Origin of the sequence: Sphingobacterium zeae (genome assembly GCF_030818895.1) — a bacterium.
GTDB lineage: Bacteria > Bacteroidota > Bacteroidia > Sphingobacteriales > Sphingobacteriaceae > Sphingobacterium > Sphingobacterium zeae.
The window spans coordinates 3,793,147-3,818,890 of the sequence record NZ_JAUTBA010000001.1 but is presented as its reverse complement, the minus strand read 5'-3'; the positions used below and the strand labels follow the sequence as shown (position 1 = coordinate 3,818,890).

25 protein-coding genes are annotated in these 25,744 nt (G+C 37.5%); 19 read left to right on the top strand and 6 right to left on the bottom strand.

The genetic code is table 11. The features are described 5' to 3' along the window. The first annotated feature begins 139 nt into the window (after positions 1–139). The 7 genes from QE382_RS16085 to QE382_RS16055 are packed head-to-tail and all read left to right on the top strand — an operon-like array spanning position 140 to position 5,506. Complete coding sequence (locus QE382_RS16085) at positions 140–1,273, top strand: NAD(P)/FAD-dependent oxidoreductase (RefSeq protein ID WP_307186805.1); 1,134 nt, start codon at positions 140–142, stop codon at positions 1,271–1,273. Beyond that, on the top strand, positions 1,264–1,977 hold the full coding sequence (locus QE382_RS16080; protein ID WP_293880797.1) for a methyltransferase domain-containing protein: 714 nt from the start codon (positions 1,264–1,266) through the stop codon (positions 1,975–1,977). Before QE382_RS16085 ends, QE382_RS16080 begins: the two co-directional genes overlap by 10 nt. Next, a complete protein-coding gene (locus QE382_RS16075; RefSeq protein ID WP_307186804.1) occupies positions 1,974–3,026 on the top strand; it encodes a type III polyketide synthase in 1,053 nt (350 codons plus the stop codon). The genes QE382_RS16080 and QE382_RS16075 overlap by 4 nt, the downstream gene beginning before the upstream one ends. A gap of 18 nt (positions 3,027–3,044) precedes the next feature. Beyond that, positions 3,045–3,482 (top strand): 3-hydroxyacyl-ACP dehydratase FabZ family protein, encoded by a 438-nt coding sequence (locus tag QE382_RS16070; protein WP_307186803.1) that lies wholly within the window; start codon positions 3,045–3,047, stop codon positions 3,480–3,482. Further along, positions 3,479–4,762 carry a beta-ketoacyl-[acyl-carrier-protein] synthase family protein gene (locus QE382_RS16065; protein WP_307186802.1) on the top strand — a complete coding sequence of 428 codons (1,284 nt, stop codon included), beginning with the start codon at positions 3,479–3,481 and terminating at the stop codon, positions 4,760–4,762. The genes QE382_RS16070 and QE382_RS16065 overlap by 4 nt, the downstream gene beginning before the upstream one ends. After that, a complete protein-coding gene (locus QE382_RS16060; RefSeq protein ID WP_307186801.1) occupies positions 4,755–5,009 on the top strand; it encodes an acyl carrier protein in 255 nt (84 codons plus the stop codon). Before QE382_RS16065 ends, QE382_RS16060 begins: the two co-directional genes overlap by 8 nt. Beyond that, positions 5,006–5,506 carry a 4'-phosphopantetheinyl transferase family protein gene (locus tag QE382_RS16055; protein WP_307186800.1) on the top strand — a complete coding sequence of 167 codons (501 nt, stop codon included), beginning with the start codon at positions 5,006–5,008 and terminating at the stop codon, positions 5,504–5,506. The genes QE382_RS16060 and QE382_RS16055 overlap by 4 nt, the downstream gene beginning before the upstream one ends. Before the next feature lie 41 nt (positions 5,507–5,547). On the opposite strand, the gene QE382_RS16050 is transcribed toward QE382_RS16055, so the two are convergent. From QE382_RS16050 to QE382_RS16035, 4 genes are all read right to left on the bottom strand, one after another. After that, positions 5,548–6,606 carry an alpha/beta hydrolase gene (locus QE382_RS16050; RefSeq protein ID WP_307186799.1) on the bottom strand — a complete coding sequence of 353 codons (1,059 nt, stop codon included), beginning with the start codon at positions 6,604–6,606 and terminating at the stop codon, positions 5,548–5,550. Between the two features lie 324 nt (positions 6,607–6,930). Beyond that, positions 6,931–8,235 (bottom strand): serine hydrolase domain-containing protein, encoded by a 1,305-nt coding sequence (locus QE382_RS16045; RefSeq protein WP_307186798.1) that lies wholly within the window; start codon positions 8,233–8,235, stop codon positions 6,931–6,933. Positions 8,236–8,309: 74 nt separating this feature from the next. Further along, positions 8,310–8,765, bottom strand: a complete 456-nt coding sequence (locus QE382_RS16040) for a helix-turn-helix domain-containing protein (protein WP_307186797.1) — start codon at positions 8,763–8,765, stop codon at positions 8,310–8,312. Between the two features lie 702 nt (positions 8,766–9,467). Beyond that, complete coding sequence (locus tag QE382_RS16035; protein ID WP_307186796.1) at positions 9,468–9,884, bottom strand: hypothetical protein; 417 nt, start codon at positions 9,882–9,884, stop codon at positions 9,468–9,470. Positions 9,885–10,127: 243 nt separating this feature from the next. On the opposite strand from QE382_RS16035, the gene QE382_RS16030 reads away from it, so the two are divergent. The 7 genes from QE382_RS16030 (at position 10,128) to QE382_RS16000 (ending at position 16,134) form a co-directional block, all read left to right on the top strand. After that, positions 10,128–10,283, top strand: coding sequence for a hypothetical protein (locus QE382_RS16030; protein WP_307186795.1), 156 nt, complete (start codon positions 10,128–10,130; stop codon positions 10,281–10,283). Continuing rightward, on the top strand, positions 10,264–10,614 hold the full coding sequence (locus QE382_RS16025; protein WP_307186794.1) for a hypothetical protein: 351 nt from the start codon (positions 10,264–10,266) through the stop codon (positions 10,612–10,614). The genes QE382_RS16030 and QE382_RS16025 overlap by 20 nt, the downstream gene beginning before the upstream one ends. 192 nt (positions 10,615–10,806) lie before the next feature. Further along, the gene (locus QE382_RS16020) at positions 10,807–11,928 is read left to right on the top strand and encodes a vWA domain-containing protein (RefSeq protein WP_307186793.1); all 1,122 of its coding nucleotides are present in this window, start codon (positions 10,807–10,809) and stop codon (positions 11,926–11,928) included. 6 nt (positions 11,929–11,934) lie between these two features. Beyond that, complete coding sequence (locus QE382_RS16015; RefSeq protein ID WP_307186792.1) at positions 11,935–13,383, top strand: AAA family ATPase; 1,449 nt, start codon at positions 11,935–11,937, stop codon at positions 13,381–13,383. A gap of 717 nt (positions 13,384–14,100) precedes the next feature. Continuing rightward, on the top strand, positions 14,101–14,673 hold the full coding sequence (locus QE382_RS16010; protein ID WP_307186791.1) for a glutathione peroxidase: 573 nt from the start codon (positions 14,101–14,103) through the stop codon (positions 14,671–14,673). A gap of 963 nt (positions 14,674–15,636) precedes the next feature. After that, the gene (locus tag QE382_RS16005) at positions 15,637–15,870 is read left to right on the top strand and encodes a hypothetical protein (protein WP_307186790.1); all 234 of its coding nucleotides are present in this window, start codon (positions 15,637–15,639) and stop codon (positions 15,868–15,870) included. Between the two features lie 93 nt (positions 15,871–15,963). Then, positions 15,964–16,134: a hypothetical protein gene (locus QE382_RS16000; RefSeq protein WP_307186789.1), complete on the top strand. Its 171-nt coding sequence runs from the start codon at positions 15,964–15,966 to the stop codon at positions 16,132–16,134. 550 nt (positions 16,135–16,684) lie between these two features. Here the strand turns inward: QE382_RS16000 and QE382_RS15995 are convergent. Continuing rightward, positions 16,685–17,281, bottom strand: a complete 597-nt coding sequence (locus QE382_RS15995) for a DUF4142 domain-containing protein (protein ID WP_307186788.1) — start codon at positions 17,279–17,281, stop codon at positions 16,685–16,687. A gap of 319 nt (positions 17,282–17,600) precedes the next feature. On the opposite strand from QE382_RS15995, the gene QE382_RS15990 reads away from it, so the two are divergent. The 4 genes from QE382_RS15990 (at position 17,601) to QE382_RS15975 (ending at position 22,889) form a co-directional block, all read left to right on the top strand. Further along, positions 17,601–17,759, top strand: coding sequence for a hypothetical protein (locus QE382_RS15990; RefSeq protein ID WP_307186787.1), 159 nt, complete (start codon positions 17,601–17,603; stop codon positions 17,757–17,759). Further along, a complete protein-coding gene (locus QE382_RS15985) occupies positions 17,749–18,642 on the top strand; it encodes a cation diffusion facilitator family transporter (RefSeq protein ID WP_307186786.1) in 894 nt (297 codons plus the stop codon). The genes QE382_RS15990 and QE382_RS15985 overlap by 11 nt, the downstream gene beginning before the upstream one ends. A gap of 799 nt (positions 18,643–19,441) precedes the next feature. Next, positions 19,442–20,218, top strand: coding sequence for a GLPGLI family protein (locus QE382_RS15980; protein ID WP_307186785.1), 777 nt, complete (start codon positions 19,442–19,444; stop codon positions 20,216–20,218). Continuing rightward, on the top strand, positions 20,199–22,889 hold the full coding sequence (locus QE382_RS15975; protein ID WP_307186784.1) for a TonB-dependent receptor: 2,691 nt from the start codon (positions 20,199–20,201) through the stop codon (positions 22,887–22,889). Before QE382_RS15980 ends, QE382_RS15975 begins: the two co-directional genes overlap by 20 nt. A gap of 95 nt (positions 22,890–22,984) precedes the next feature. Here QE382_RS15975 and QE382_RS15970 read toward each other — a convergent pair whose 3' ends face one another. Beyond that, positions 22,985–24,526 (bottom strand): protein adenylyltransferase SelO, encoded by a 1,542-nt coding sequence (locus QE382_RS15970; protein ID WP_307186783.1) that lies wholly within the window; start codon positions 24,524–24,526, stop codon positions 22,985–22,987. Positions 24,527–24,748: 222 nt separating this feature from the next. Here QE382_RS15970 and QE382_RS15965 point away from each other — a divergent pair, with 222 nt between their 5' ends. Further along, positions 24,749–25,732, top strand: a complete 984-nt coding sequence (locus QE382_RS15965) for an L-histidine N(alpha)-methyltransferase (protein WP_307186782.1) — start codon at positions 24,749–24,751, stop codon at positions 25,730–25,732. Positions 25,733–25,744 lie beyond the last annotated feature (12 nt).

Here is a 25,744-nt window from a genome sequence, read left to right as displayed (position 1 = left end):
TTTATGAGGAGGGTAAAACTATTTCTTGGTAAGATCTGTTATCAAAATGACTGGTAGAAAGCAGCCCCATCGATCATGGCCTGTGCGGTGTTTCCTAACAATATTTTGAAGATTACTAACGCGGAGCAAGTTTGCTTATATGGAAATAAATCCTGATGTAATTATAATAGGTGGTGGTTTAGCTGGGCTCACAAGTGCATTGCATTTGTCCAAACAGGGACTGAAGGTAACATTAATCGAAAAACATGAGTACCCACATCATAGAGTTTGCGGGGAATACCTCTCCAATGAGATTTTACCCTATTTGGACTGGCTTAAGGTTGATGTGAATACTTTGCGCGCCACACATCTTGAAGAATTACAATATACGACACAACATGGGCAATCCGATAAGATCAGATTACCATTGGGTGGCATTGGTGTAAGTCGCTATTCCTTGGATGAGTTGCTCTATAAAAAGGCAAAAGATAATGGCTGTTCAATCGTGATTGCTACGGTCACCGGAATTTCCTTTAGCGATGATATATTTGCTGTTTCGTTTCAGGGGCAGAAGTTAAACGCAAAGATTGTATTGGGGGCTTATGGCAAACGAAGTAATATCGATCAATTGTTGTCACGGGATTTCATGAAGAGACCCTCCATTTGGATGGCTGTAAAGGCTCATTATTCGGGAGATTTTCCCGACAACCTCATCGCCTTACACAACTTTGAAGGTGGCTACTGTGGCATTTCCAAAGTTGAAGATAACAAGATAAATGTCTGTTATTTGGCCGATGTAAAAACTTTTAAGAAATATAGGAACATCGAAGCGTATCAAAAGTACGTCATATCAAAAAATAGGTATCTAAAGTGTTTTTTTGAAAAGAGCACGATGCTTTTTGATAAACCGATTACGATCAGTCAATTTTCTTTTGATAAAAAATATGCGGTGGAAAACCACATCCTCATGGTCGGTGATACGGCTGGTCTTATTCATCCATTCTGTGGAAATGGAATGGCTATGGCGATACACGGCGCAAAGTTAGCTTCGGAACTTATTTTGGATTACTGTAGCCGTAAAATTGAATCCCGTCAACAATTGGAAGTAATGTATGTCACTCGCTGGAAACAAGCTTTTGGAAGGCGATTATGGTTCGGGCGGATGCTGTCTAGTATATTACGTTATGAATTTGGCGCGGCAATACTGATGAAGATCGGGGCTCTTTTTCCAAAAATTTTGATTTGGATTATCAAACAAACTCATGGAAATGCAAGCACAATAAAATGTCTATAAACACGAAACATAGAACAGGGGAGACTGAGATCATGGATGATTTCCTGCTTGCAGGTGAGGAACTTCGTGTCACATTGGATCGTATTTCAAAGATCAACCAGTTTTTGGGTGGAAATAGCATCACCTTGGATGGAGTCAAGAAACTTCTTTCTGGTGTAGAGAAGAGCAAGCCAATTTCAATTATTGATATCGGATGCGGGAATGGAGACATGCTTCGCATGCTGAGTGATTATGGTTATAAAAATAATATCAATCTGAATCTATTGGGTGTAGATGCAAATCAATATACGGTAAATTATGCGCGGTCGCTGTCAAAAGATTACAGTAATATATCCTATTTGTGTGCAGATATATTCGACACAGATTTTGAAAATAACAGTTATGATATTGTGCTGTGTACGCTGACCATTCATCATTTTGACAATGAAAGAATTATTGAATTGATAGACAGACTCATCAAGATTTCAAATTTGGGAATCGTCGTCAACGACCTGCATAGGAGCAAAGTAGCCTATCGTCTTTTTCAAGCTGTAGGTACCTTTTTTAGGTTAAATAAAATGACAAAAGTGGATGGACTTATCTCCATACTACGCGGATTTAAGAAATATGAGTTAGAGCAATTCTCAGAAACATTGCAATTAAAAAGTTATACCATCCAATGGAAATGGGCTTTTCGTTACCAGTGGATAATTTCCAATATATGAGTGTCAAGATAATTACTGTTGCCAAGCAACTGCCTAAATATTCCTGTACTACCGATGAGGTTCTTCCGTTATTGGATATTTGGCTTAAAGGACAGGAGCTCCGTTTTGTAAAAAAGATAAAAAAACTTTTTGAAGGCTCTGCTGTGGAGAGGCGTTATGCTATCATGGATCCCATCGAAGTTTTTACAGTGACATCCTTTGAAGAAAAGAATAATATTTATTGCCGTGAAGCAATCGAATTAGGGGAGAAAGTGCTGCGTAAAGCACTTAAGAAAGCAGCTTGGGACCCGCAGTCATTAGACTATATTATAACGGTGAGTTGTACGGGAATTATGATACCATCATTAGACGGATATTTAATTAACAAGATGAAGCTCCGGCAGGATATTGTCAGGCTGCCGGTTACAGAAATGGGATGTGTTGCTGGGGTTTCAGGGGTTATCTACGCTAAGAATTTCCTACAGGCGAATCCGGGTAAACGCGCTGCGGTAATTGCCGTAGAGGCCCCAACAGCTACTTTTCAGCTGGAGGATTTCTCCATGTCAAATATGGTCAGTGCGGCTATATTTGGAGATGGTGCTGCCTGTAGTCTGCTTTCATCGCATGAAGAGGATTGCGGACCAGAAATTCTTGACCAGCAGATGTATCATTTTTATCATACAGAAGATATCATGGGTTTTAAGTTGACCAACAGTGGTATGCAGATGATATTAGATGTTGATGTGCCGAATGTGATCGCGTCACATTTTGCAGATGTGATACATCCATTTTTGAAAAAGAATGGTTTGGAAATCAAAGATATCAATCACATGATTTTTCATCCCGGAGGTAAGAAGATTGTGGCGACGATTGAGCAGATTTTTGCTGAGTTTGGTAAAGATATCAAAGACACTAAGGCAGTGCTTGCGCAATATGGCAATATGTCGAGTGCTACCGTGCTGTATGTTCTTGAACGCATCATGAAGCATCAACCAAAGACTGGAGAATTTGGTTTAATGCTAAGTTTTGGCCCTGGATTTTCAGCTCAGCGCGTATTGTTAAAATGGTGACCTAATTAGATCTCATCAATGGATTTGAATAATATAGTGGCAAAGTTGCCCTACAGAGAACCTTTTTTGTTTGTTGATGAATTAATTCATGTTGATGAGGAAGGTATTAAAGGTGCCTATACTTTTAATGAAAACCTGGATTTTTATAGAGGCCATTTTTATGGCAAACCTATTACTCCGGGAGTTATTTTGATCGAAACGATGGCGCAGATAGGTTTAGCGTGTCTGGGAATTTTTTTGCTAGATAAAGAGTTTACGGCTAATGCTGTTATAGCGTTGACCTCAACGGATATAGAATTTTTAAAGCCTGTATATCCGAAGGAGAGAGTTACCGTGTTTTCAAAAAAGATATATTTCAGGTTTGGTAAACTAAAATGTGAGGTCGTTATGAAAAATGAAAGCGGCCAGGAGGTTTGTAAAGGACTATTGGCAGGTATGATTACGGAGGAGCTATGAAGAGAGTCGTCATTACAGGAATGGGGGTTGTAGCACCGAATGGGGTAGGCCTACCATCTTTTACGCAAGCGATAAAAGATGGGGTCTCGGGTATTCGACATGATGTACAACTCGAGAAATTACAGTTTTCCTGCCAGATAGCAGGAACTCCTGAAATAACGGATGATTTTAAAAGGCGCTATTTCACTGAACTCGAGCTTAGAGGTTTTAACAGTACGGGGATATTATATGGAGTCATTGCAGGTATGGAAGCTTGGGCAAATGCCGGGTTACCGATAGCGACTGAATCTGCTCCAGATTGGGACAGTGGAACCATTTTTGGATCCGGGAGCTCTGGTATTGATAAGTTTCGTGAGAGCATCTATAAAATTGACGATTTGCAGACCCGCAGATTAGGTAGTACAGTTGTGGCCCAGACGATGAGCAGTGGTGTTAGCGCATATTTGGGCGGTAAATTGGGACTTGGAAACCAAGTAACAACAAATTCATCTGCTTGTGCAACTGGGACCGAAGCAATTTTAATGGCCTATGACCGTATTCGATCCGGCAAGGCAAAGCGGATGCTAGCAGGAAGCACTGGAGATAGCGGCCCTTATATTTGGGGTGGTTTTGATGCGTTGCGTGTGTGTAGTTCGCACTATAATGACCGTCCGCATGAGGGGTCTCGTCCGATGAGTGCGACAGCCGGAGGGTTTGTTCCCGGCAGCGGAGCAGGAGCTTTGCTATTGGAAGATTTGGAAAGTGCCTTAGCCCGAAATACGACGATATATGGTGAGTTGTTGGGTGGTGAGGTAAATTCCGGAGGGCAGCGGGGAACAGGTAGTATGACCGCTCCGAATGCTGATGCTGTTCGTCGGTGTATTATAGAAGCCTTGAAGAATTCAGGTGTTTCCGCTTTAGAAATCGATGCTATAAATGGCCATTTAACGGCAACTACCAAAGATGCTTTTGAAATAGAAAACTGGACTGAGGCTCTTGGACGTAGGGGGAAGGATTTTCCTTTTATAAACTCATTAAAAGGTATGACTGGACATTGTCTTAGTGCAGCTGGCAGTATAGAAAGCGTAGCTACGGTATTGCAGCTATATCACGGTTTTATATTTGGAAACAGTAATTGTGTTGACCTACATCCTGAAATTGCTGCACTGATAGATCCATCAAACGTCCCTTTGCATACAATGAGTGTTGCACCTCAAATTATTGCCAAGGCAAGTTTTGGATTTGGGGATGTGAATGCTTGCTTAATATTTAAAAAATTTGATAACTTGCCATATGAATAGAGAAGAACTGATCAATGCTTTAAAACCTATTATTGCACCTTACACGATAAATGAAGAAGCATTTGGAAAGCTTTCCGAAGAAACTGATTTTATTCACGATTTACAAATCAATTCCGCTAATCTGGTTGATATTGTACTGGATATCGAAGAGCAATTCGACATAGTTATTGAGAATGCTGATATGGAACGTATGCTTAATGTAAGGGCGGCAATCGATATTATCGAAACCAAGCTTAACGAAAAATGATTGGTAATGATATTGTCGATCTAGTTCAGTCCAGAAAAGACAGCAATTGGAGACGTCGGGGGTTTGTTACTAAGATATTTAATGAAAATGAGCAACTTTTAATAGCCAATAGTCACGATCCGGAGATTGTTGTGTGGCTTTTGTGGAGCATGAAAGAAGCTGCTTACAAAATATGGAACAGAGAGACGAGAAACAGAAAATATGCACCCAATAAATTGATTTGTTCGATCGTTAAAAAGTCTTGCGATAGCGCTGTGGGAGAGGTTGTCTGTGAAGGAAGTCATTATTACACCAATACCATTGTTAATCCTGATTTTATACATACTATAGCAGTTAAGGTATTCGATCATTTGGATCATGTGGTGGAACTCGAAAGATGTCAAGTTGTTAAAGATCCACTTGGTTTACCTGGCATTGCTACGGAGGGACGAAGGGAACTGTTGCCAGTTTCCATAAGTAATCACGGTCGTTTTGAGAAAATAGTTGGGGTACTATAAACCAGTATATAAAAGCCAATCTGCGAAAATTCGCTAATAACTTATTGTACTTGAATCGATTCTTCCCGCAGCATTTGCTTGAACCTAGGATCTCGTATGTAACGACTAAAATCGTGGCTTGACATTCCTGTAAAATCCGTCATCGAAAAGATCGTATAGTTTTTCTTAAGCGCGTTAAAGCTATCCTCTTTATACCCCAGATCCGTTGGGGTAAGCTTGTTGGATAGAAATCCAAAAAATTTCTTTAGCATTTTATCAGTGCCATTAATCGTGATATGTATTTTCTTTACTTGGGTGCTCAGATCCACAAATTTTTTTGTGTTAGTTGTTGTGTCAGTATATTGAAATTCGGAAAGGCCTATTGCTGGCGCAAGCATGATGCAGGTAATCCTGTTTTTGTTTTCCAGCAATGGCTTTGCCCGCTCGATATCAATATTGTGAATATCTTTCGCTTGCGCAGAAAATGAAGTATTGTATTCTGGATTTGAAATTGCGCTCATGACCACGGATGCCCCCCGACTGTGCGAGATAATATAAACGTCTTTATCCGCCATGTTGTTAAGTATGCGTCTTAAACCGAATTCACCGGCCATCTGGCTAAAAGAAGCCGCGGAAAACCAATTTTTTGCTGATCGAAAAGGGGAGGTCGATCGCAAACCATCCCAATAAAATCGAATGATTTCATCGTTTTTGGGATTGGTGACGATATGATCTGCAATATATTTATATTGTTTTACAACAGATTCTTCATCCGCATTGAAGCCATGAACTAAAATAAAAACACGTTTTTTAGGTTCAATACGTTTCGAAAGACGAAGCATATTACCTCGTTCAAAAGCAAGTAATTGTTCGCGGTCACCTCTGTCGGTGGCAATTTTCATCAGGGAATATGGATCCCTAGCGGCTTTATTCGAAGGGATGCCATAGTTTTTCTTCCAGTTGTCGGGATAAAAATTACCATTTTGATCCACAAATGAATACCATAAATTAGGATCTGCTCCGGTATTGGGAGAAGCCGAATCAGGAAGATTATGGATGAGGCCACACGAGGTGAACAAGCCGATGATGATAATGACGTAGAAAAAATATCTTGTATTCATATGATGTATTTCCTTCTGTACCTGAAATTTATTTTAACTAGGATCCAATGGCTACCAAATTGGATATATATTCACAAATTCATCTCTTGTAAGATAGTGATTATTTTGGATAGCGAAAAGTTAGAATGTATATGGAAGGCGAAATTTTTCAAGACGATGCATAATATAAAAGACCTCCATAAAATACTTTTTTTAGCTTATCCATATACTACTCCACCAGTGGCAAAACGCTCTAATTTAGGTTATAAGATAAATTAGAGCGCCGAATTGATCTAGATGTAATTTAGATTTTTTCTTTCAGTTTTAAATGCTTGATAAAAAGATTTATTTTTTTTGAGACCTTGTAAAAATCTCTTTAACACCACCTTTTGTTAAAATAAAGGTATTATAGTTACCTGTTTTATCCCGAATAAATTCGATAGTTCTATCGTTGTCGTCCCCTCTGAAGAATTTTGTTTTAGACTCTGGAATGAGTTCTATGTCTTTGTCATTGTAGAAAAGTTTGCCGTCGATTTTCAATAACTTGATTTTACCATATTGACCGATATACTTGTCGTATATTGCCGTGTCTATTTTGACGCGATGATGCTTGTACGGGAGCTCTACCTGTTTGTCGAAAGCAATTGCCGAAAGTCCATAACCTATGATATGAGACAAGGAGCCATTATTGGAAAGCACTGAGACAAATAGTTTGTCCTGTGTAAATCGATTAAAGGAAGTCATTGTTCCAAAAAATCCGCCATCATGCGCAATCAGATCATGTCCGTGATTATAAAACGGATTGATAATAAACCCATAGCCCCAATTTTCGGAACTATAGGGGGTGAACATTTTTTTCTTCATTGCGGCAGATAATACAGTTGTTCCGTACAAGGCTTTGTCCCAGAGGGCTAAATCCTCGACAGTTGAATAAACACCGTCGTGGCCCAAGTTGATGTTCCAGTTGATATAAGGATTATGAATCAGCCTCTGTTGGCTCTGACAATATACTTTTGCTTTTTTTGCGACGATGGATTCATTGTTACTAATCCCCGTATTCTTCATCCCCACTTTATCAAAGATATTCTTCTCTAAGAAAGCTTCATAACGCTCACCTGAAACCTTTTCAATAATTTTAGCTAATAAATAATAACCAATATTGCTGTAGGAGCTTTTCGTACCCGGTGAAAATTCGAAAGGAATTTTCTTAATTGCAGTATAAGCAGAATCGCTGCTCATACTGCTCAATGCGATTTCCTTGAAACCCATGGCTAGTCCTGAAGTATGTGATAACAGCATGTGAATGCTGACGCTATCAGCTTTTGGATAATCCGGAAGAAATTTACTGAGTTTATCATTTAGGGATAATCGTCCGCTGTCTATCAATTGGAGAATAGCAGTTGCTGTAAACTGTTTTGTGACCGATGCTAATTGGAATTTCGTATCTATTGTATTTTTAACGTTCCATTCATAATCTGCGAAACCATAGGCTTTTTTTAGCAAAATAGTGTTGTTTTTCCTAACGAGCACAGTTCCACTAAAATTATTTACTTCGACCTGCGCTCGCATATATTTTGCAAGTTTCGTTGATGTTTTTTCTTGTCCATATAGAAAAACCGGGTACAAGATGAGTAGAATTAATAGCTTCATAAAGTATTGTATAAGTAATTATGAAGCAATGTTACTATTTAATGGACTGGCATGATTGTATTTTTGTAAAGCTGCTAGATAAAAATCCACTTTATTTGGCCTCTTTCAAGATTCGATATCTTGGAAAAGAAAACTTTTGGCGTAAAGCCCGTCAATTTTTTAAAATCTCTAATCATATGGGATTGATCGAAGTAATCCAGATTATATGAAAAACCATTTTTTTTTCCTTCTTCCAATTGACTTTGAATAGCTGTGCGGAATCTTATTATTTTTTTAAATTGGGAGGGTGTTTTACAGATATGCTGATCAAAATGCTTGTTTATTGTCATTCTTGAACGCCCTGTTTTTAATGAGAATTCGGCCATGGATTGATTTAGGTTTGCTTTATTTAACATTTCGGAAATCACGTTTTCTAGCAAAGCATTTTCAAATACTACTAATTTGGAGAGCCAATAAGCTTCTAAGGCCTTTATTCTTTCACAATGGTCATCTATCGAAAGAATGGAGCTCATCGCATCTTTATAATCCATGTACGGATTAAAATCGGGAAACGTTCCGTGGCTATAATATCTTAGATCCTCTGGTATGAAAGCATTTATCCCAAGGGGTTTAAAGTAGGTAGTGATTTCGTTTATTTTTCCTTCATAACAGATAAGAACCGGGTCATTAAAGTTACATACGAGGTTAGTTTCTATCGTATTAGATGGACAATGTTTGGACACTAATTTATTTCCATTCACCGCAGTTTGGGTTTGCTGGCTTATGGTAACAATCGTGTAAATACTAGGAAATGTAAAATATACTGTAGGTTTTTCCTCTGCAGTTTTTTCAAGTATATAAAAGCATTCGATATGTCTTTTGAGGAGTACATGATCAGGTCTATAGATTTTTATTGTCATTTTTATAATAATATCAAAAGTGATAAAATCTAAATGTTATTGACTTGGCATAGATGAATTTGGTTTGACTTTTTACTTGGTATCCTGCTTAGCGTTTCAGGATTGACCCCAAGGTAGGATGCACTATGAAAAGTGAAATGCGGCTATATGAAAAAGGCAATTGGTTCAGAAAGTAAAGGTAGCGCCCGTTGGCGTCTAATAGTAAAAAAGAGCTTTCGCGACGGAACTTTTTGATATATAGTTTTGTATCGAGCGCTTCCCGCTCGGACGCAACCAATGTAAGTAGTTGACTCTGGTTGCTATAAAAAAAGTCTATTGGACGATCAGGCATGGTCATTTCTTTTTCAGATAACGATTAATCATGGGGCGAAAATCTATTTTGGAAGAATTCTGAATATGCTCTGTTAATACTGATATCGGAAATTCATCCAATGTTTTGAAATTAATGCAGCCTTTTTGGAACTTTGCTTTGGGCAACTTTAATTTTAGTTCTGCCATTAATTGTGGGTTAGCATACATCACCAAGGAATGGAATGAAATATAATTCTTTGCAAGCGTTAGCCCATATTTAAATACCCCTTGTTCGTTGAAGCTGATTGCATTGGGATTTGACATGAATTTTTCGAAGCTCTCGGAAACAGCGCTGTCATTTTCTGCTATTGTTTTTCGGAATTGACCAATTATTTGTTGCTCACTGTCTGAGAGTGTACCGATATACTGATCTATTTCCATTAATTTTTTGTCGTCCATAAGGCCTGTAATTGTGTTCTAAAAATATTCAATTTTCTTTGATTTAGATGCAGATATCCTTAAAAAGATTCGATGGGTGATCACAAATAGTGTCTTCAATGAAATTATTTTTGATTTTACCCCGTATGACCTGCAATTTGTTTATAACTTAATGTGTTTAATCAAATTATAAAGTTCGTATTTCTTGGGACAAGAATGCGTGTATTACAAATTGTAACAATTATTAAAATTACAAACAAAATTATGAGAAAATCTATGATGATGATTTCAATCGGAACCGTTGGATTAATGAGTTGTCAGAAACCAATTCAACTGGAATCTGCGGGATCGTTGAAAGCAAAAGCGAAAGCTGATTTAAACAGTGTCGGTAATACTTATTATGTTGGCTCAAGTAGATAATGGACTGAAGTTTAACAATAATTGTTTATTTCCGTCGAGCACATTTACGGCGTTAAATTGGGGAACGACAGTTCGTAGCAATAATTTCTATGAGGATCCTGTATTTGTTAATCCTATAGGCAGAAACAGGCTTGACGCTGCAAAAGGGTATGACGTTGGTGCAGGTTGTCATGTCGTCAATGCAGGTGTTTTTATCAATAATAATGGTGGACAAGATTTCGCTGGCAGTACGTTGCCTTCTGGCAATCCGGATGTTGGGGCATTTCAGCATGCTTTTATTGCTAACGCGGGGAGTTCTCTTGCAGATGCCTATGTCCGTAATGGCACTTAATTGCTGAAGTAGCATTTGAAAATTAGTCCCGAGCGGAATATGCAAACGCAGATCTAGCCTATTCGTCATACTACAGCCAGTTTTTTTATGTAAAAAGGAATATCGCTTACAGAAGGAATATTATTTCGTAAATTCATCCTATGGAGCAAACAATAATGATTTGAATTGCTTCTTATTACTAGAAAGGAATGCATGAAAAGCACGAAACGAAATAAAGGTTTTCTATTCAAACAATATGACGAGCCGTTTCAAACGCCTTTTGATAAATTATTTGATATTTTCAAAGAACTGATTACCCATACTTCAGGTGATTTCGATGAAGCCATTGATTGGTTAAGGCAATTGGATAAAGAGTTTAAACTCACGACGCCAGATTATACTATAGACGACTTCATTGCTGATTTGAAGGATAAAGGATATATCAAAGAAAGGCTAGAATCTACCGGTGAGGGTGGGCTGGATATTACATCAAAGCTGGAAAAGGCGCTGAGGCAGCATGCCTTGGACCAAATTTTTGGAAAAATGCGAAAAGGAAAGTCGGGCAATCATAAAACCAATCACCAAGGATGCAGTGACGAAAATATGGGCGATTTCAGGAACTATCAGTATGGAGATGGCCTGGATAAAATAGTTTTGACCGAGAGCTTAAAAAACGCACAGATCAATCACGGTGTAGGTGAGTTTGCTCTAGCGGAAAATGATCTGGTTGTTGAGGATACCCAGTTTAAGTCACAGATGAGCACGGTGTTGATGATCGATATCAGCCACAGCATGATTTTATATGGAGAGGATCGGATTACACCTGCGAAGAAAGTCGCAATGGCTTTATCGGAGCTGATCCTAACACGTTATCCGAAAGACTCACTTGACGTTATCGTGTTCGGTAACGACGCCTGGCCTATTGCGATAAAAGACCTGCCTTACCTGCAGGTTGGACCATTTCATACCAACACGGTCGCTGGATTAAAATTAGCGATGGATTTGCTACGGCGAAAACGCCATGCGAATAAGCAGATATTTATGATAACCGATGGAAAACCGAGCTGTTTAAATATGCCGGACGGTACTTATTATAAAAATCCTATGGGGCTCGATCCGTTTATCACCAGTAAATGCTATAGTATGGCGGCGCAAGCTCGAAAGCTGGGAATACCTATTACCACTTTTATGATTGCCTCAGATCCTTATCTGCAGCAATTCGTCGACGAATTTACAGCTTCAAATCAAGGGAAAGCTTATTATACAGGACTTGGAAATCTAGGTGAAATGATTTTTGAGGATTATGAAGAAAACCGTAAAAAAAGAATACGATAAGAATATATGGATTACACGAAGATTACAACATTTGGTGCATTAAAAACTTCGGGTTATAAACCTAAAACAATAAAAGAAGAATTGCGTCAGAATCTGATTACAAAAATAAGTAAAGGTGAAACAGTGTTCACCGGCGTGCATGGTTATAAAGATACAGTTATTCCAGAACTTGAAAGAGCTATTCTTTCCAAGCACAATATTAATTTTCTAGGTCTCCGTGGTCAGGCAAAAACACGTCTAGCTAGACTTATGGTCAATCTGCTGGACGAATATGTTCCGGTGGTACAGGGGTCAGAGATTAATGATGATCCGTACAATCCGATATCACGTTATGCCCTTGAGCTATTAAAGGAGAAAGGCGATGAAACGCCGATCAGCTGGCTTCATAGAAATGATCGTTTTGCTGAAAAACTTGCCACTCCTGATGTAACTGTAGCCGACTTGATCGGTGATGTGGATCCGATCAAAGCAGCAAATTTAAAATTGAGCTATGCAGACGATCGTGTGATTCACTTTGGCATGATTCCAAGAGCAAATCGCTCCATATTTGTCATTAATGAACTGCCTGATCTTCAGGCGAGAATTCAGGTGGCACTTTTCAATATCTTACAAGAGGGAGATATTCAGATTCGTGGTTTTAAGCTGCGCTTACCCTTAGATGTGCAGTTTATATTTACTGCGAACCCGGAAGATTATACCAATAGAGGAAGTATAGTGACACCTCTAAAAGATCGTATAGGATCACAGATATTGACACATTATCCGGCATCAGTTGAGATAGCAAAGGCAATTACTGCGCAGGAGGCCAATCTAGAAGCGGCTCAGAAGGAACAGATATATGTCCCTGAGTTGGCACGGGAATTAATTGAGCAGATAAGCTTTGAAGCCCGAAATAGTGAATATGTTGATGAAAAAAGTGGTGTGAGCGCTCGTATGAGCATAACAGCTTTTCAAAACCTATTGAGTACCGCCGAATTGCGCATGCTTAAAAACGGGTCGCAAGCAACCGCAGTGAGATTGGGTGATTTTATGGGTATTATACCTGCAATAACTGGCAAGGTTGAGCTTGTTTATGAGGGCGAGCAGGAAGGAGCCGATATTGTGGCATTGCAACTGATTGAAAATGCTATAAAAAGCATCTTTCCCGTCTTATTCCCAAAAATTGAGAAGCTGGAAAGAGAGAGCGATCGTTATCCTTATGATGATATTGTGCGTTGGTTTGCAGAATCGGAGGGTATTGAATTATCTGAAGAGCTCAGTGATTTGGAGTATTTTAAGGTTCTGGATGACGTAGTACCTATTAAAGCTTTGATTCAGCAATATCAGCCAGAAACGAAATCTGAAGACATCCATTTTTTAACCGAATTTGTGTTATGGGGGCTCACTTTAAACAATAAACTAAGTAAATATAGGATTGGAATGGGACTGCAGTTTCAGGATAACTTTCAAGGATAATCTAAGAAACAATTTGTAAGTATTATCATAATGCTATTTTATTTCTCAAGATAGACTACAGATTCAGGCATAGGAAGTGTCAGCTGTTGAGTATATTTGATCAATCGAAAATAGTTGGGTTAATTAAAAAATGTGGAACGACTATGTCGTTCCACATCATGTTTTTCATTGTAGTATTGTAGGATCTTTACAGTATTTTTATTGAATCGATTAGGAATTAAAATGTTGAGATATGGATCGTTATCCAGTTCAGCAGTTACCTCTATCGAATCAATTCTACTTGTTTGACAAATGTAACTCAGATTAGATGCAGAAAGAATATGAAAATCATCCTTTTTTATGTGAAAATGGGAATATTTAATTTGTATGTAAAAACTAAACCCTTACCCTTTTTTATCAGGATCTCTTTTAACAAATATCGCGTTCCCTATCAGTTTACGAATTAATGCACTTGTATCGGGTTCAAAAGCGACGGTGTTATTAACATGAAATACTATGTTTTTAGAATCTCTATAAACTAATTATGGAAATCTTAGTATTGTGTCAGACATACAGTGAGGCATTAGAGAACGCTGGATGAACAGAATTTGGACGAATATGGTTTTACTACTATAAAATAGAGTTGATTTCTTCTTTAAACTTTAGTACCTTTAACTTGGCCTAGTCAGATCTCAAAATGGTTCATAATGATTGGCATGTCCGAAAAAAATGAGAAAAATGGTCTTTATAGTTTTATTTATCGTGGCGGCAGTCGGAGCCGGTGTAGCCTATTATTTATTCACCAATGGTAACGTTAAAGTAGATATGGGATTGAAATCATCCACTATCCATGAATTTAAAGTCAACGGACTGGACGGCTCAACCATAAACTTTGCGAAATATAAAGGTAAAAAGATTCTTATTGTGAACACCGCTTCCAAATGTGGATTTACTCCGCAGTACGAGGGGCTTGAACGTCTATATAATAAATTCAATGATAAGCTAGTTATTATAGGCTTTCCTTCAAATGATTTTTTAGATCAAGAACCAGGTAAGGACGCTGAAATAGCAGCATTTTGTCAACGAAATTACGGTGTAACTTTTCCGATGGCGGCAAAGATTGATGTGAAAGGGAAGCGACAGGCGCCTATCTATCAGTGGTTGACGAATAAAAGGCTGAACGGTGTAGAAAGTTCAGCAGTCTTATGGAACTTTCAGAAGTATTTAATTGATGAAAATGGCAAGCTCATAAAGCATTTTTCACCAAAAACTGACCCAGAGGATAAGGAAATTGTATCTCTACTCGATTAAAAAGGGACTCTCATTCAATTTGGGAACTCAATCAAAAGATCCTGTGAATTAAAATGTATACCATATATTGTAGCTCATAACATAGCAGTTTTAATTATCTCTACGATTTTCTGCTATAATCCTAGATTTATGGAACTCTATTGCGTGGAACATGTTCTATGGCTCTAAACAGGGGTTAATATAAGATGAACTGCCTTTCTAGTGGTATTAGCTACTATTTTGTTTTTTAAAAAACAAAGCAATCATTATTCGCCAGAACAAAATTTATATTCGTGCATCCCTCTCGAGAAATAACTTAATATCTTTGTAAGAGAACACGAAGGAATAATCGACGACTAAAAGAGCAATATTTGCTAGTGGTCATAGCAAGTGGTAAAAATGGGAAAAATCATAGTAAAATTTTGGTTGGTCAATGTGCTGATAAGTATTCTGCTATTTATCTTATATCGACTCGTTATTGAAGAAAAAAATACGGTTGATACTGGATTTCTGAATACTATTATTGTTATAATGGACATTATTGTCAATCTTGTTTTTTCAGTGGTCTACCTTTTCGCCATAGTATTGTGTTCTTTACTGTTTTTACTAAATCGTATAGAAAAAGTAAGGAATAGTAAAACATTATGCTTTTTGGTTTTCTCAGGAATACCAGCTATATGCTTAGTAATATTAATTGTTCATATATTGGTGCAAGTCTGCTACTATAATATGGCAATTGAACCTTTAAAAACGCTTCTCTTGTTCGCGTTTATTTACCTGGCCTGTACCATTTTAGAATTTGTTGTCTTTAGAAAAGTAATCGAAAAAGTGAAATGACTTATTATTTAAATAATGGTCATAAACAATCCATATGCCCATGAAATATATTGGAATAATACTGTTGCAAGCTTTAATTTTTTTATCGGGTTGCCACGCTAAGTTATATGGAGATGTTGGTAAAGGCGCAAGCTTATATTGCTTTATATGGTGATGTATATCGCTGTTCCATATCCGGAGGATAAGATAATAAAGAGGAAGGATTTCAAATCCTTTACGAATGTTAGGATCAAAGCTTATGACAACCTGTTGTTGGACAGTATTTATGGAATAGTGGAGAGCAAAGATACACTTCGCATTAACTTTCATTATCAGGGTACAAGTGAAGCGGATAAACGTTTTGTACTTAACTATGTCAAAGTATCGAAGGAAGAAATATGAAGAAGCTATTTAGCGGACAGAGCCGCTATGGATTTGATCAATCCGACGCAGCTTGCCTAAGAACTTACTCAAACATCTGATAAAACGAAAGTTGTGTATGAATCCACTATCCTCAGTAAAAATGATTCATTGCAGCGTTTCAGAACGATCGGTATTCAATATCCATCTTTCTCAAACAAGATAGCTGCGCAAATAGGGATGAATTCTTTAAATCATCGCGAAGTTGATAACCATATTGCCTTGGTGGTCAGGAGACGCCGGTAAAAATAAGTAAGTTTTTTTTACACTATCTTGCACTCATTGATCAAGCTAAAGCTCGGCTCTTTGTAATGCTTAAAGATTTCGATGGGCTTATGAATCGTAAAGGGAATAGAAATGAGACCAAGTTGCCCGGCCAGCTCTCTTTCTATTTCATTACCTGACTGTATGGTATAAAATTTAGGCTGAGGTTTTCTATAAAACGATATTTTAAAAGGTAATATTAGGATATATCGCAGCTTCTTCCTTAATTCTCAAAATAGGTTGAATTAAATGCAATCAATTATTTATTCACTTTTTATGAGAGTTTAAAACGAAAAAAGTTTTGGTTTACTTTACTGGGTTATTAAGATCGTCTGTTTTGATTAAACATACATCTTGTTTTCGGTACGATTTAACTGGTAGAGATAATGATTCGATATAGAGATTGGAAGTTAACAAGTTGTTCCAAGATGCTTTACATAAGGAATTGATAGCGATTAGATAGGTTGATTTTTAGGTTGCAAAAAGTAAATAAAGGCCAAATTGCTATTGCTATCAGCCTTTATTCTTTTTATTATTTCAACTTCTCTTTTGTACTTTTGGCATGTTCTAAATGACTTCTGAGTGTTGGTAAGGTCTTATCAACAAACATTTTTAGGTCAGCATCCTTAAGGTTTTTACTCGCATTTTCAAAAAGTTTTACATCCTTTTCGTGGTCATTCACCATCGCTTCAATATACGATTTATCGAAGTCGCTAGGTGACTTTTTAGATAGTTCATCCTTCAAGTTTTGCTCTTCCGCACCCAATGTCGCTGGTAGTGTTATATTTTTTGATTGAGCAAGAGTTGCTATTTCATCGTTTGCTTTGGAATGATCTTTAACCATCATCTCTCCGAAAGCTTTTACATCTGCATGCTGACCTTTCTGTTGCGCTAATTTTCCCAGCTCAACCTCAGTCATACCACCGTTTGCCGCTTCAGTAACGAACTTTGCATCATCTTCACTAACATCAATAGGTGTTGTTGTCACGTCTCGATCCCCAATATTTGCTGGTGTATTTGCCTCATTGATACTATCTGCTGTTTTTTTACTGTCGTTGTTTGCATTACCGCAATTTTGCAGGGCAACAATGGAAAATGCAATTGCTAATGTTAAAAATATTCTTTTCATGATTTTAAGAGTTTTTATTTTAAATAAACATTAGTCAAAGCAGATTTGTTCAAAAAAATGATGAAACTAATATTTTGTAGAACCTTAAAAACCAAGTAGCGCGCGTCATGAGATCATGATTTTATGAAACCTTCACTTTTTTTAACCATGTTTTCTATCGAGATTTGCTTAATTAATGGCAACCGCCTTATAATGATCAGGCTTTAATGTGGTGTTTTTTCAGTTTAATGAAACATGATAAATCGCTAGATTCCGAAACTAAACCATGTATATCGCTGTTTAATCCTTAAAGCTGATCAGTTTTTAATGTTAGAAATTAATGCCGAAAGTTCACTATAGTAATTCTAAGAAACATTTGTTCCTCACGCTCGAAACACCGAAGGATGCAAATGCTAATTATGACTATGGCAAAAAGGAGCATATCGTCAGACAGCATGAGATAGGATTGTTTAACAAGGATATGAAAAATGAACAATAACAAAAAGTCTATTTATAGTGCTCTTATTGCAAATCTTCTGATCGCACTCACCAAATTTCTAGCAGGATCTTTTACAAACAGTTCTTCCATGATTTCGGAAGGTATCCATTCAACAGTCGATACTGCAAATCAGATACTGATATTATATGGACTAAAACGTAGTAAAAAGGCACCGGATCAGTCGCACCCCTTTGGCTATGGAAAGGAGCTTTACTTTTGGTCTTTTGTCGTTTCTATTCTGATATTCGGTTTGGGTGGAGCGTTGTCTATTTATCAGGGTGTTCTTCATATACGGAATCCGCAAATGATGAAGGATCCTTTTTGGAATTACGTTGTTTTAATCCTATCGCTTATTTTTGAGGGGACTTCCTTTATTATTGCGATGAAAGCATTTAACAAGACCCGGAATGGCATGGGCTGGTGGAAAGCTATGATTAAAAGTAAAGACCCTTCAAGTTTTCTTGTCCTCTTTGAGGATGGGGCAGCTGTGGCGGGGCTTATTACCGTCATGATTCTGATGGCCTTAAGTCATGCACTGCAGATTCCTGAATTAGACGGATTGGCATCCATAATTGTCGGTTTACTATTGGTTTTCGTTTCCTTTATCCTTGCTAGGGAAAGCAGAAGTTTACTCATGGGCGAAGGCATTGCTTCTGAAACAAGAACTGAAATTGCCAGACTGGTGGAACAAGATGTTTGTGTGATAAAAACAAAAAACATTTTATCCACTTACCAGTCACCCGAGGACGTTGTATTGATGCTTATTATCGATTTTAAGGATCACTTGGATACTGAAGATATTACTGAGGCGATAAATCGGATTCGTACAACCATAAAAACCAAATTTAAATTTATACATTATGTAATTATACAGCCCGAATAAATAGGATTGGATGTACCCTTTATATCTTATGTAACGTATATTGCAAACTGGTTTTACTTTGCCTAGGCATATTGGCGCAGTAGAATCACTAGAACGAGCTTTATACGCCTGATTGCTCCTAGGCACGGACTGCATAATTTTGCCTTGACCAATTAAACGATCCCTCTGTTTTTTCGAGTTTATATTTTTGCGATTTCTCCATTAACTCATACTCTCTTTTTGCATTTATAAGAGTCGTTTCACCTGCTTGTTGAGATGACAAAAGAATCCGCCTAAATAGCTTTTACGCTTACAATCTGGAAGGTTATATTGCTTAGATCGAATAGTAACTGATCAGCTACGAATTCTAAGTGATTGGCGACAGATATTTAATCATCATTTCAGTCATTGAATGTGTCTCTATTTTTATAGTCGTATTCAAGATTATGCCAAGAAAGCATATTATGGTTTAACAAATAAAGTTAAAAACAATGAAAAAATTAATGATGAGTAAGCAGGGTTTGGTCACGCTAAAATTTGCTAGATCGGCTAGGACATTTGCAATAGCAGTCGAAAGAAATTCAAAATTGAAAATATCTAGTTATCATATCGCCAAAAATATGGTTGATGTTACATAGTAAACCACGGAAGCAAATACGGTATCGTCACTTTAGACTTCGTAAATAACTTTTCTTCAACTAGGGGTTGTGCGATCTTTTTTAGTAATGCACGATTTGTTTGAAATCAAATAACATTTTATTCAATCTTTTACGACAAATAAAAGCGGTGCTTAGGCCCGTTATTTAAAATACAAATTATCATGTATAAATATTATATATTTTTTTTAGTTCTATTCCTTTCTAGGTTATCGTTTGCGCAGCGGATTCACGCCGTTTACGAATACATACCATCTGCAATGGCTACTTTTAAGGAAAATGTTTATTATGATGGAATGGTGAAGATCGCTGTTCGGGATTCGACTCCGCAGCAGATTCAAGTACTTGATAAGGATGTGGACGATGAAGTAGCGCCTTCATATTCTATCACAATTGGTTCCGGCAAGAAGTTTAATAGGGTCGTAATGCATCAAAATAATGCCAACCAACAGTTGGAAACCCGTTCCATTCAAGGGGTCAATTATCTAGTGACTGACAAATTTCCGTTATTAGAATGGAACACAGCGTATGGCGATGTTGATACTTTGGGTAAATATGTATGCCACAAGGCGACAGCATCTTATCGGGGAACGACCCTGGTAGCTTATTATACAAATGCCATTCCTGTACCTGTAGGGCCATCGAAGTTTGGCGGTCTACCAGGAATAATTGTTATGCTCTATAATGAAAGCGCTAATCCAAACTACTGGTATCTAAAGGAGGTCAACTACCCATATAATGGACGTATCCCAATTGATGATAAGTATATACATTCCTTGAGCAAATTGAGTCTTGAAGAGTTTGTCAAGAAAGAAGACCAATTTAACGAAGAGCATATGCGTATGCTATATAGTAAAATGCCAATGATGGAGGGGGTTAGTGTAGAGAAGCAAAAAGTTAGAGGCGGTGTAGAACAAGTTTATGAATGGGAACATCAATAAGCAGATAGCGACCTTATTTAGTATTCTATTATTCGCTATAGCAACTCGTGGTCAGGTCGCTATCCATGGAAGGATTTGGGCTGCAGGAAAAGCTGTGGGAGGAGTCCGTATTGAACTACGGGACGAAGGCGATAACAAAATGTTGGCATATACGTTCAGCGACGGGCAGGGAAAATATAATTTGCAAACTGTGCGGAGTGGACCATTCTCTTTACTGTTCACTGCACTCAGCTTTAAGCCCGTCTCGCTACCTATCGTGGCATTCCGGGCAGATACGTTGATCGATGTTCAGTTATCGGCTGGAGGTGTGGAGCGATTGCAAGAAGTAATAGTCCATTCCAAACGTCCTTACCGTCTAGGGAAAGATACCATTGAGCTTGCAGTCAAATCGTTTCTACAGGGGGACGAACGTACCGTAGAGGATTTACTTAAGAAGATTCCGGGTATTCAGGTCGGGACCGACGGCAGCATCAAAATAGGAGATAAGGAGGTGCAAAAAGTAATGGTTGAGGGGGACGATTTTTTTGAAAAAGGCTACCGTTTGCTAACGCAGAGCATGTCTGTTAGGCCCCTAAAAAAAATTCAGATTTTGCAGCGATATTCTCATAATAAACAACTTAAAGGTATTGAAAATTCGGACAAGATCGCACTAAATTTGGAATTGGAAGAGGATAGTAAGGCACAGTGGATAGGGTCTTTAGATGCTCAGATCGTTCCGATTGGACCCAAATATCATCAGGCTAGTGCCAATTTGATGAACTTCGGAAAAAAAAACAAGTATTATTTATTGGGAACTACCAATAACAATGGATTTGATGCCGTCAGCAGTATTAATCACCTGATTCAATCTGGATCGCCTCATGAACCAGGCCAGATCGGTGTGGGAATAACAACACCCACCTTGATAGACAATACTCCAAATATTCCTGGATTTGATCACAAGCGGACCAATTTCAATAATGATAAATTGCTCTCGTTAAATACCATTTTAAATCCTACAGCGCAGCTAAAGATTAAATGGCTCGGTTTTGCAAATCCTACCAAAAAAACATTTTATCGAAATACGGTGCAAGACTATCATCTACAGGATAATCATTTTACCAATACCGAAGATCACCAGTTTAAGAGAAAAATCGATAATTATTTCACAAAACTGGAGCTCCAATTTGAGCCTCACAAGGATGCAATATTGACCTATACAGGTACCCTCGGTTCCCTTGGTAAAATTGATCTCGGTACATTAGTATTCAATGGTGTCCAAAGTGAGGAAAGGACCAAAAGCAATGGTTACGTCACCAACCAAAATATAAGTTATAGTCACAAATTTTCTAATCGTGACGTGCTAGTTAGCTCATTACGCTGGATTAAGCAGCAGACGCCAATAGATTATAATATTAATAAATTTTATTATGAAGACCTGTTTGGCGTTAAAGACATCTATGCGGTGCAACAGCACATTGCGAATAATTTAACGTACATAGGTGCCACCACTCATTATGTAAGCCGTAGAAGTAATGGCGATTTTTTTCAACTAGCCTTCAATATGGATTACCAACAACAGCAGCTCAACACCGAATTGAAATTGTTGTCTAATCCAACAGGTTTAGGTGATTCAGTATCCTCTCCTTCGGGATTTTCTAATGCAATGGATTTTAACGTTTTTCAGACTAACATTAATACCAAATATACTTTTAAACGAGGTCTATGGGAATTAACGCCACGTTTGGAGGTTGGTATGGTACAAAACATATTGATAGATTTTGGAAAATCAAAAAGTAAAAATAACGTAGTGCTTTCTCCTGGATTGTCGGGTAAATGGGGGCTTCATGAAAAAGGGCGATTGGAAGCAGACTTTTATTTTCAGCAACAGAATGCTACAAGCACTCAACTAGTTCCCAATTACTATACAACAGGTGTACGTAATTTTATCCGGGGAATGGATAATCTTGCTGCTCTAAGTAGTTCAGGTGCAGCGCTAACATATACTTATGGTAGTCTGACAGATCGTTTTTTTGCCAATTTCTCTGCCGGACATCAAATTTTGTTTGATTATGTGGGTATATCAAGCAGACTAGATCCGAATTTCAGCCTTGTTCAACAGGTGTTACTTAAGGATAAAAAAAGCAGCTATTTTAAGGGCGACTTTAATTATTATCTGAGAGCTGTACATGGAAATTTTCGGTTAGATCTGGGAATGAATGCTACAGATTATGCAAACCTGGTAGAAGGAGTGGGCAGCCGTCGAATCCGTGCAGCAAGTTATGATTATGGACTATCGTTTAGAAGCGCGTGGAATTCTAAATTGAATATCTATATGGGGTATACCCTTCAGCACGTTAACTATCGAACAGAAGGTAAACTTATACTAAATAATAGCCGGGGGGTCCTGAATGTATTTTTCAGCATGTCGAAAAATATTCAGTGCAATTTAAAAAATGAATCTTATCGCTTCGGAAGTTTAATGGGGAAGAGATCCAAGATCTATTGTTTTTCGGATTTCAGTTTATCGTATGAGATGAAAAAGCACAGAACGAGATTTAACATTATAGCGAAAAACATTTTTAATACGAAGTTTTTTAGAAATGTTGAGCTGACCGATATGTACAATTCTAGCACTGAATACAGACTATTGCCAGGATACATCAGTTTTGGCTTAGACCTTAGCTTTTAAAATTTACTTTTGGTGTTTTAGAGGAATTGAGAAATGCGCCATTTTATTTTTACAATCAACAGATTATCAAAATCAAATGGCATATTTTTTTATAATTAAGAGCTGCATGAAAGCGTAGAACATCCTGCGATATTGTCGTAGATGGGCGGACGCTTGACAGAAAACTCTGGAAATATTTCTTGATATGGTTTTTCTAAAGCTTGTGTTAGTTTTAATAACATTGCTGTGTTTCCATTACTGATTTCTTCAATACATTGGTAAAGTAAATAGTTTCTTAGTATGAACTTCGGATTTGTTGTTCTCATTAATTCTAGTGACTCTGCTTTTGAAATTGAATTTAAACGCAAACGGTATTGGTACTGGTCAATGAAATCTTTTAGTTTTTTGAGCTTTTCTTCATTCAGAGCAGTGTATGTAATGGGACTGAAATGATCTTTAACATCAGTATCTGCTTTTATTTGTTCCAATTGATTAAAGAATAAGGTGTGATCCATTTCAAGGTCTTGCATCAAGCTTTGCCAGTTTGAGAAAAATAATTCGTCTTCTTTTATGAACTCATTAAATCCAAATTTTTTGCAAAGCATTTTGTTATTGGCCTCTGAAAAATATACACCAAAATTCCTCAATGAATTTTCAAGAAATTTTTCATCATTGATGACCGGGTGGAGCGCATTTGCTAATTTCCATAGATTCCACTGTCCGATCTGTGCTTGTCTACCGAATGCATATCGTCTTCCCGGCAGATCTGTGGTGTTTGGTGTAAAATTTAAATTATATTCTTCCATCATTGCATAAGGACCATAATCTATGGTCAATCCCAAAATTGACATGTTATCTGTATTCATTACGCCATGTACAAAACCAACTCTCAACCATTCTACTATTAGATCTGCTGTTGCTCGACAGACAGTTTCAAAAAAATCTTTATATTTACATGGGTTAGAGGGGACTATGGTGGGGAAGTAATTATCAATAGTAAAATCAAGCAGATCTTGTAATAATTTGTGTTCTCCTTGAGCAAATAGAAATTCAAAATGGCCAAACCGAAGGAACGTGTCTGCAGTTCTTGCCACTACCGCACCTTTTTCGTATTGTGGATTGCCGTTATACATAATATCCCGTATTACATCTTCACCAGTGAGGGAAAGGCTCAATGCCCTCGTAGTAGGAATGCCCAAGTGATGCATAGCTTCACTCATGAGGTACTCGCGTACAGAGGATCTTAATACTGCCCTTCCGTCTGCACGTCTTGAGTAGGGCGTCTCACCAGCACCTTTCCATTGTATTTCCGTTTTTTTACCCTCACAATTAATGATTTCTCCAGCGAAAATTGCCCGTCCGTCACCGAGCTGACCCGCCCAATTACCAAATTGGTGCCCTGCGTAAGCTGTCGCATACGTCTGAATATTTTTGGGTAGTTGGGAGCCTACAAGAAAGTTAACATCGTTTTCTTCAAATTTTCCAAGGCCTATTTCCGTCGAAAGAGCCTCATTAAAAGCAATTAGTTCGGGTTGTTCAAATCCTGCTGTTTCAGTTGTGGCAAATAATACTTTTGGCGTAGCTCTCGGTAACGGGCTATTGGAAAAATCTCCAGGAAATATTTTAAGGAAAGGTTGTGTGATCTGTTCAATATTCATACATCAAAGATATTAATTATTAAAGAAAAGCCCTTTATATTAAAATGGCTCTACATTTTAAATAGTAATAGAAAGTGAATTAGTAGTTAATGCTATTGTCAGTTCTAGCATTTACTACTGCTTTGTTTTTTGATAACATAAAAAGCAGAGACAATTACGAAACTATTCTTTCGGTTTGAATGTTATCTTTCCATAAGAAACCATAGGAAAATTTAGCGAATTATGAGTCTACAAGTTGATAGTGTCGTCAAAGAGATAGAAAATTATGAAGGTAATTTTCATAAGGACGTGATAGAAGGTTTAAATACTTATCCCAAGAAATTATATTCAAAATATTTTTATGATCCTATCGGCGACCGGCTTTTTCAGGACATTATGCAAATGCCGGAATATTACCTAACAGACTGTGAACTCGAGATTTTTAGCAAGAGAACATTGGAGATGGCTGAGCTCATCTCCGCTGACTATTCTGCTTTCGACCTCATTGAACTGGGAGCTGGTGATGCGCTTAAATCGAGTCATTTATTAAGACATCTTAGCAAAAGTGATATCGATTATTCCTACATGCCAATAGATATATCAGGCAATATCCTTACGGTATTGTGTGAAAAATTATCCGAAGAAATTCCAAACTTAGATACTGTTCCTCTAGAGGGTGAATATTTTGAGATGCTGAATGAGGCAATGAAAATATCCGAACGTCGAAAAGTAGTTTTATTTTTAGGGGGAAACATTGGCAACATGGATGTGGAAGAAGCACAACTGTTTTGTGCTGAAATTCGTCGTAGATTGAGTCCCGGAGATTTATTTATTATAGGTTTTGACTTAAAAAAAAATCCTCACACCATCCTCTCTGCATATAATGATAAATCTGGAATTACTTCTGCATTCAATATTAATTTACTTCACCGTATAAATCGGGAACTAGGCGCAAACTTCGATACACGATATTTTCAGCATTACCAAACTTATGATCCTATTTCTGGCGCTTGTAGAAGCTTTCTAGTTAGTTTAACCAACCAGTATGTACACATTAAACGAGATTCTATTTTTTTTAAGGAAAATGAATTGATTGACATGGAGATTTCACAGAAATATTCGCTTGAGGAAATTCAACGTCTTTCTTCTTTGGCCGGATTTGAACTGTTGGTAAATTTAAATGATAACAAAGGTTGGTTTGTGGATTCCATTTGGAGGGTAGCGTAATTATAATCGTTT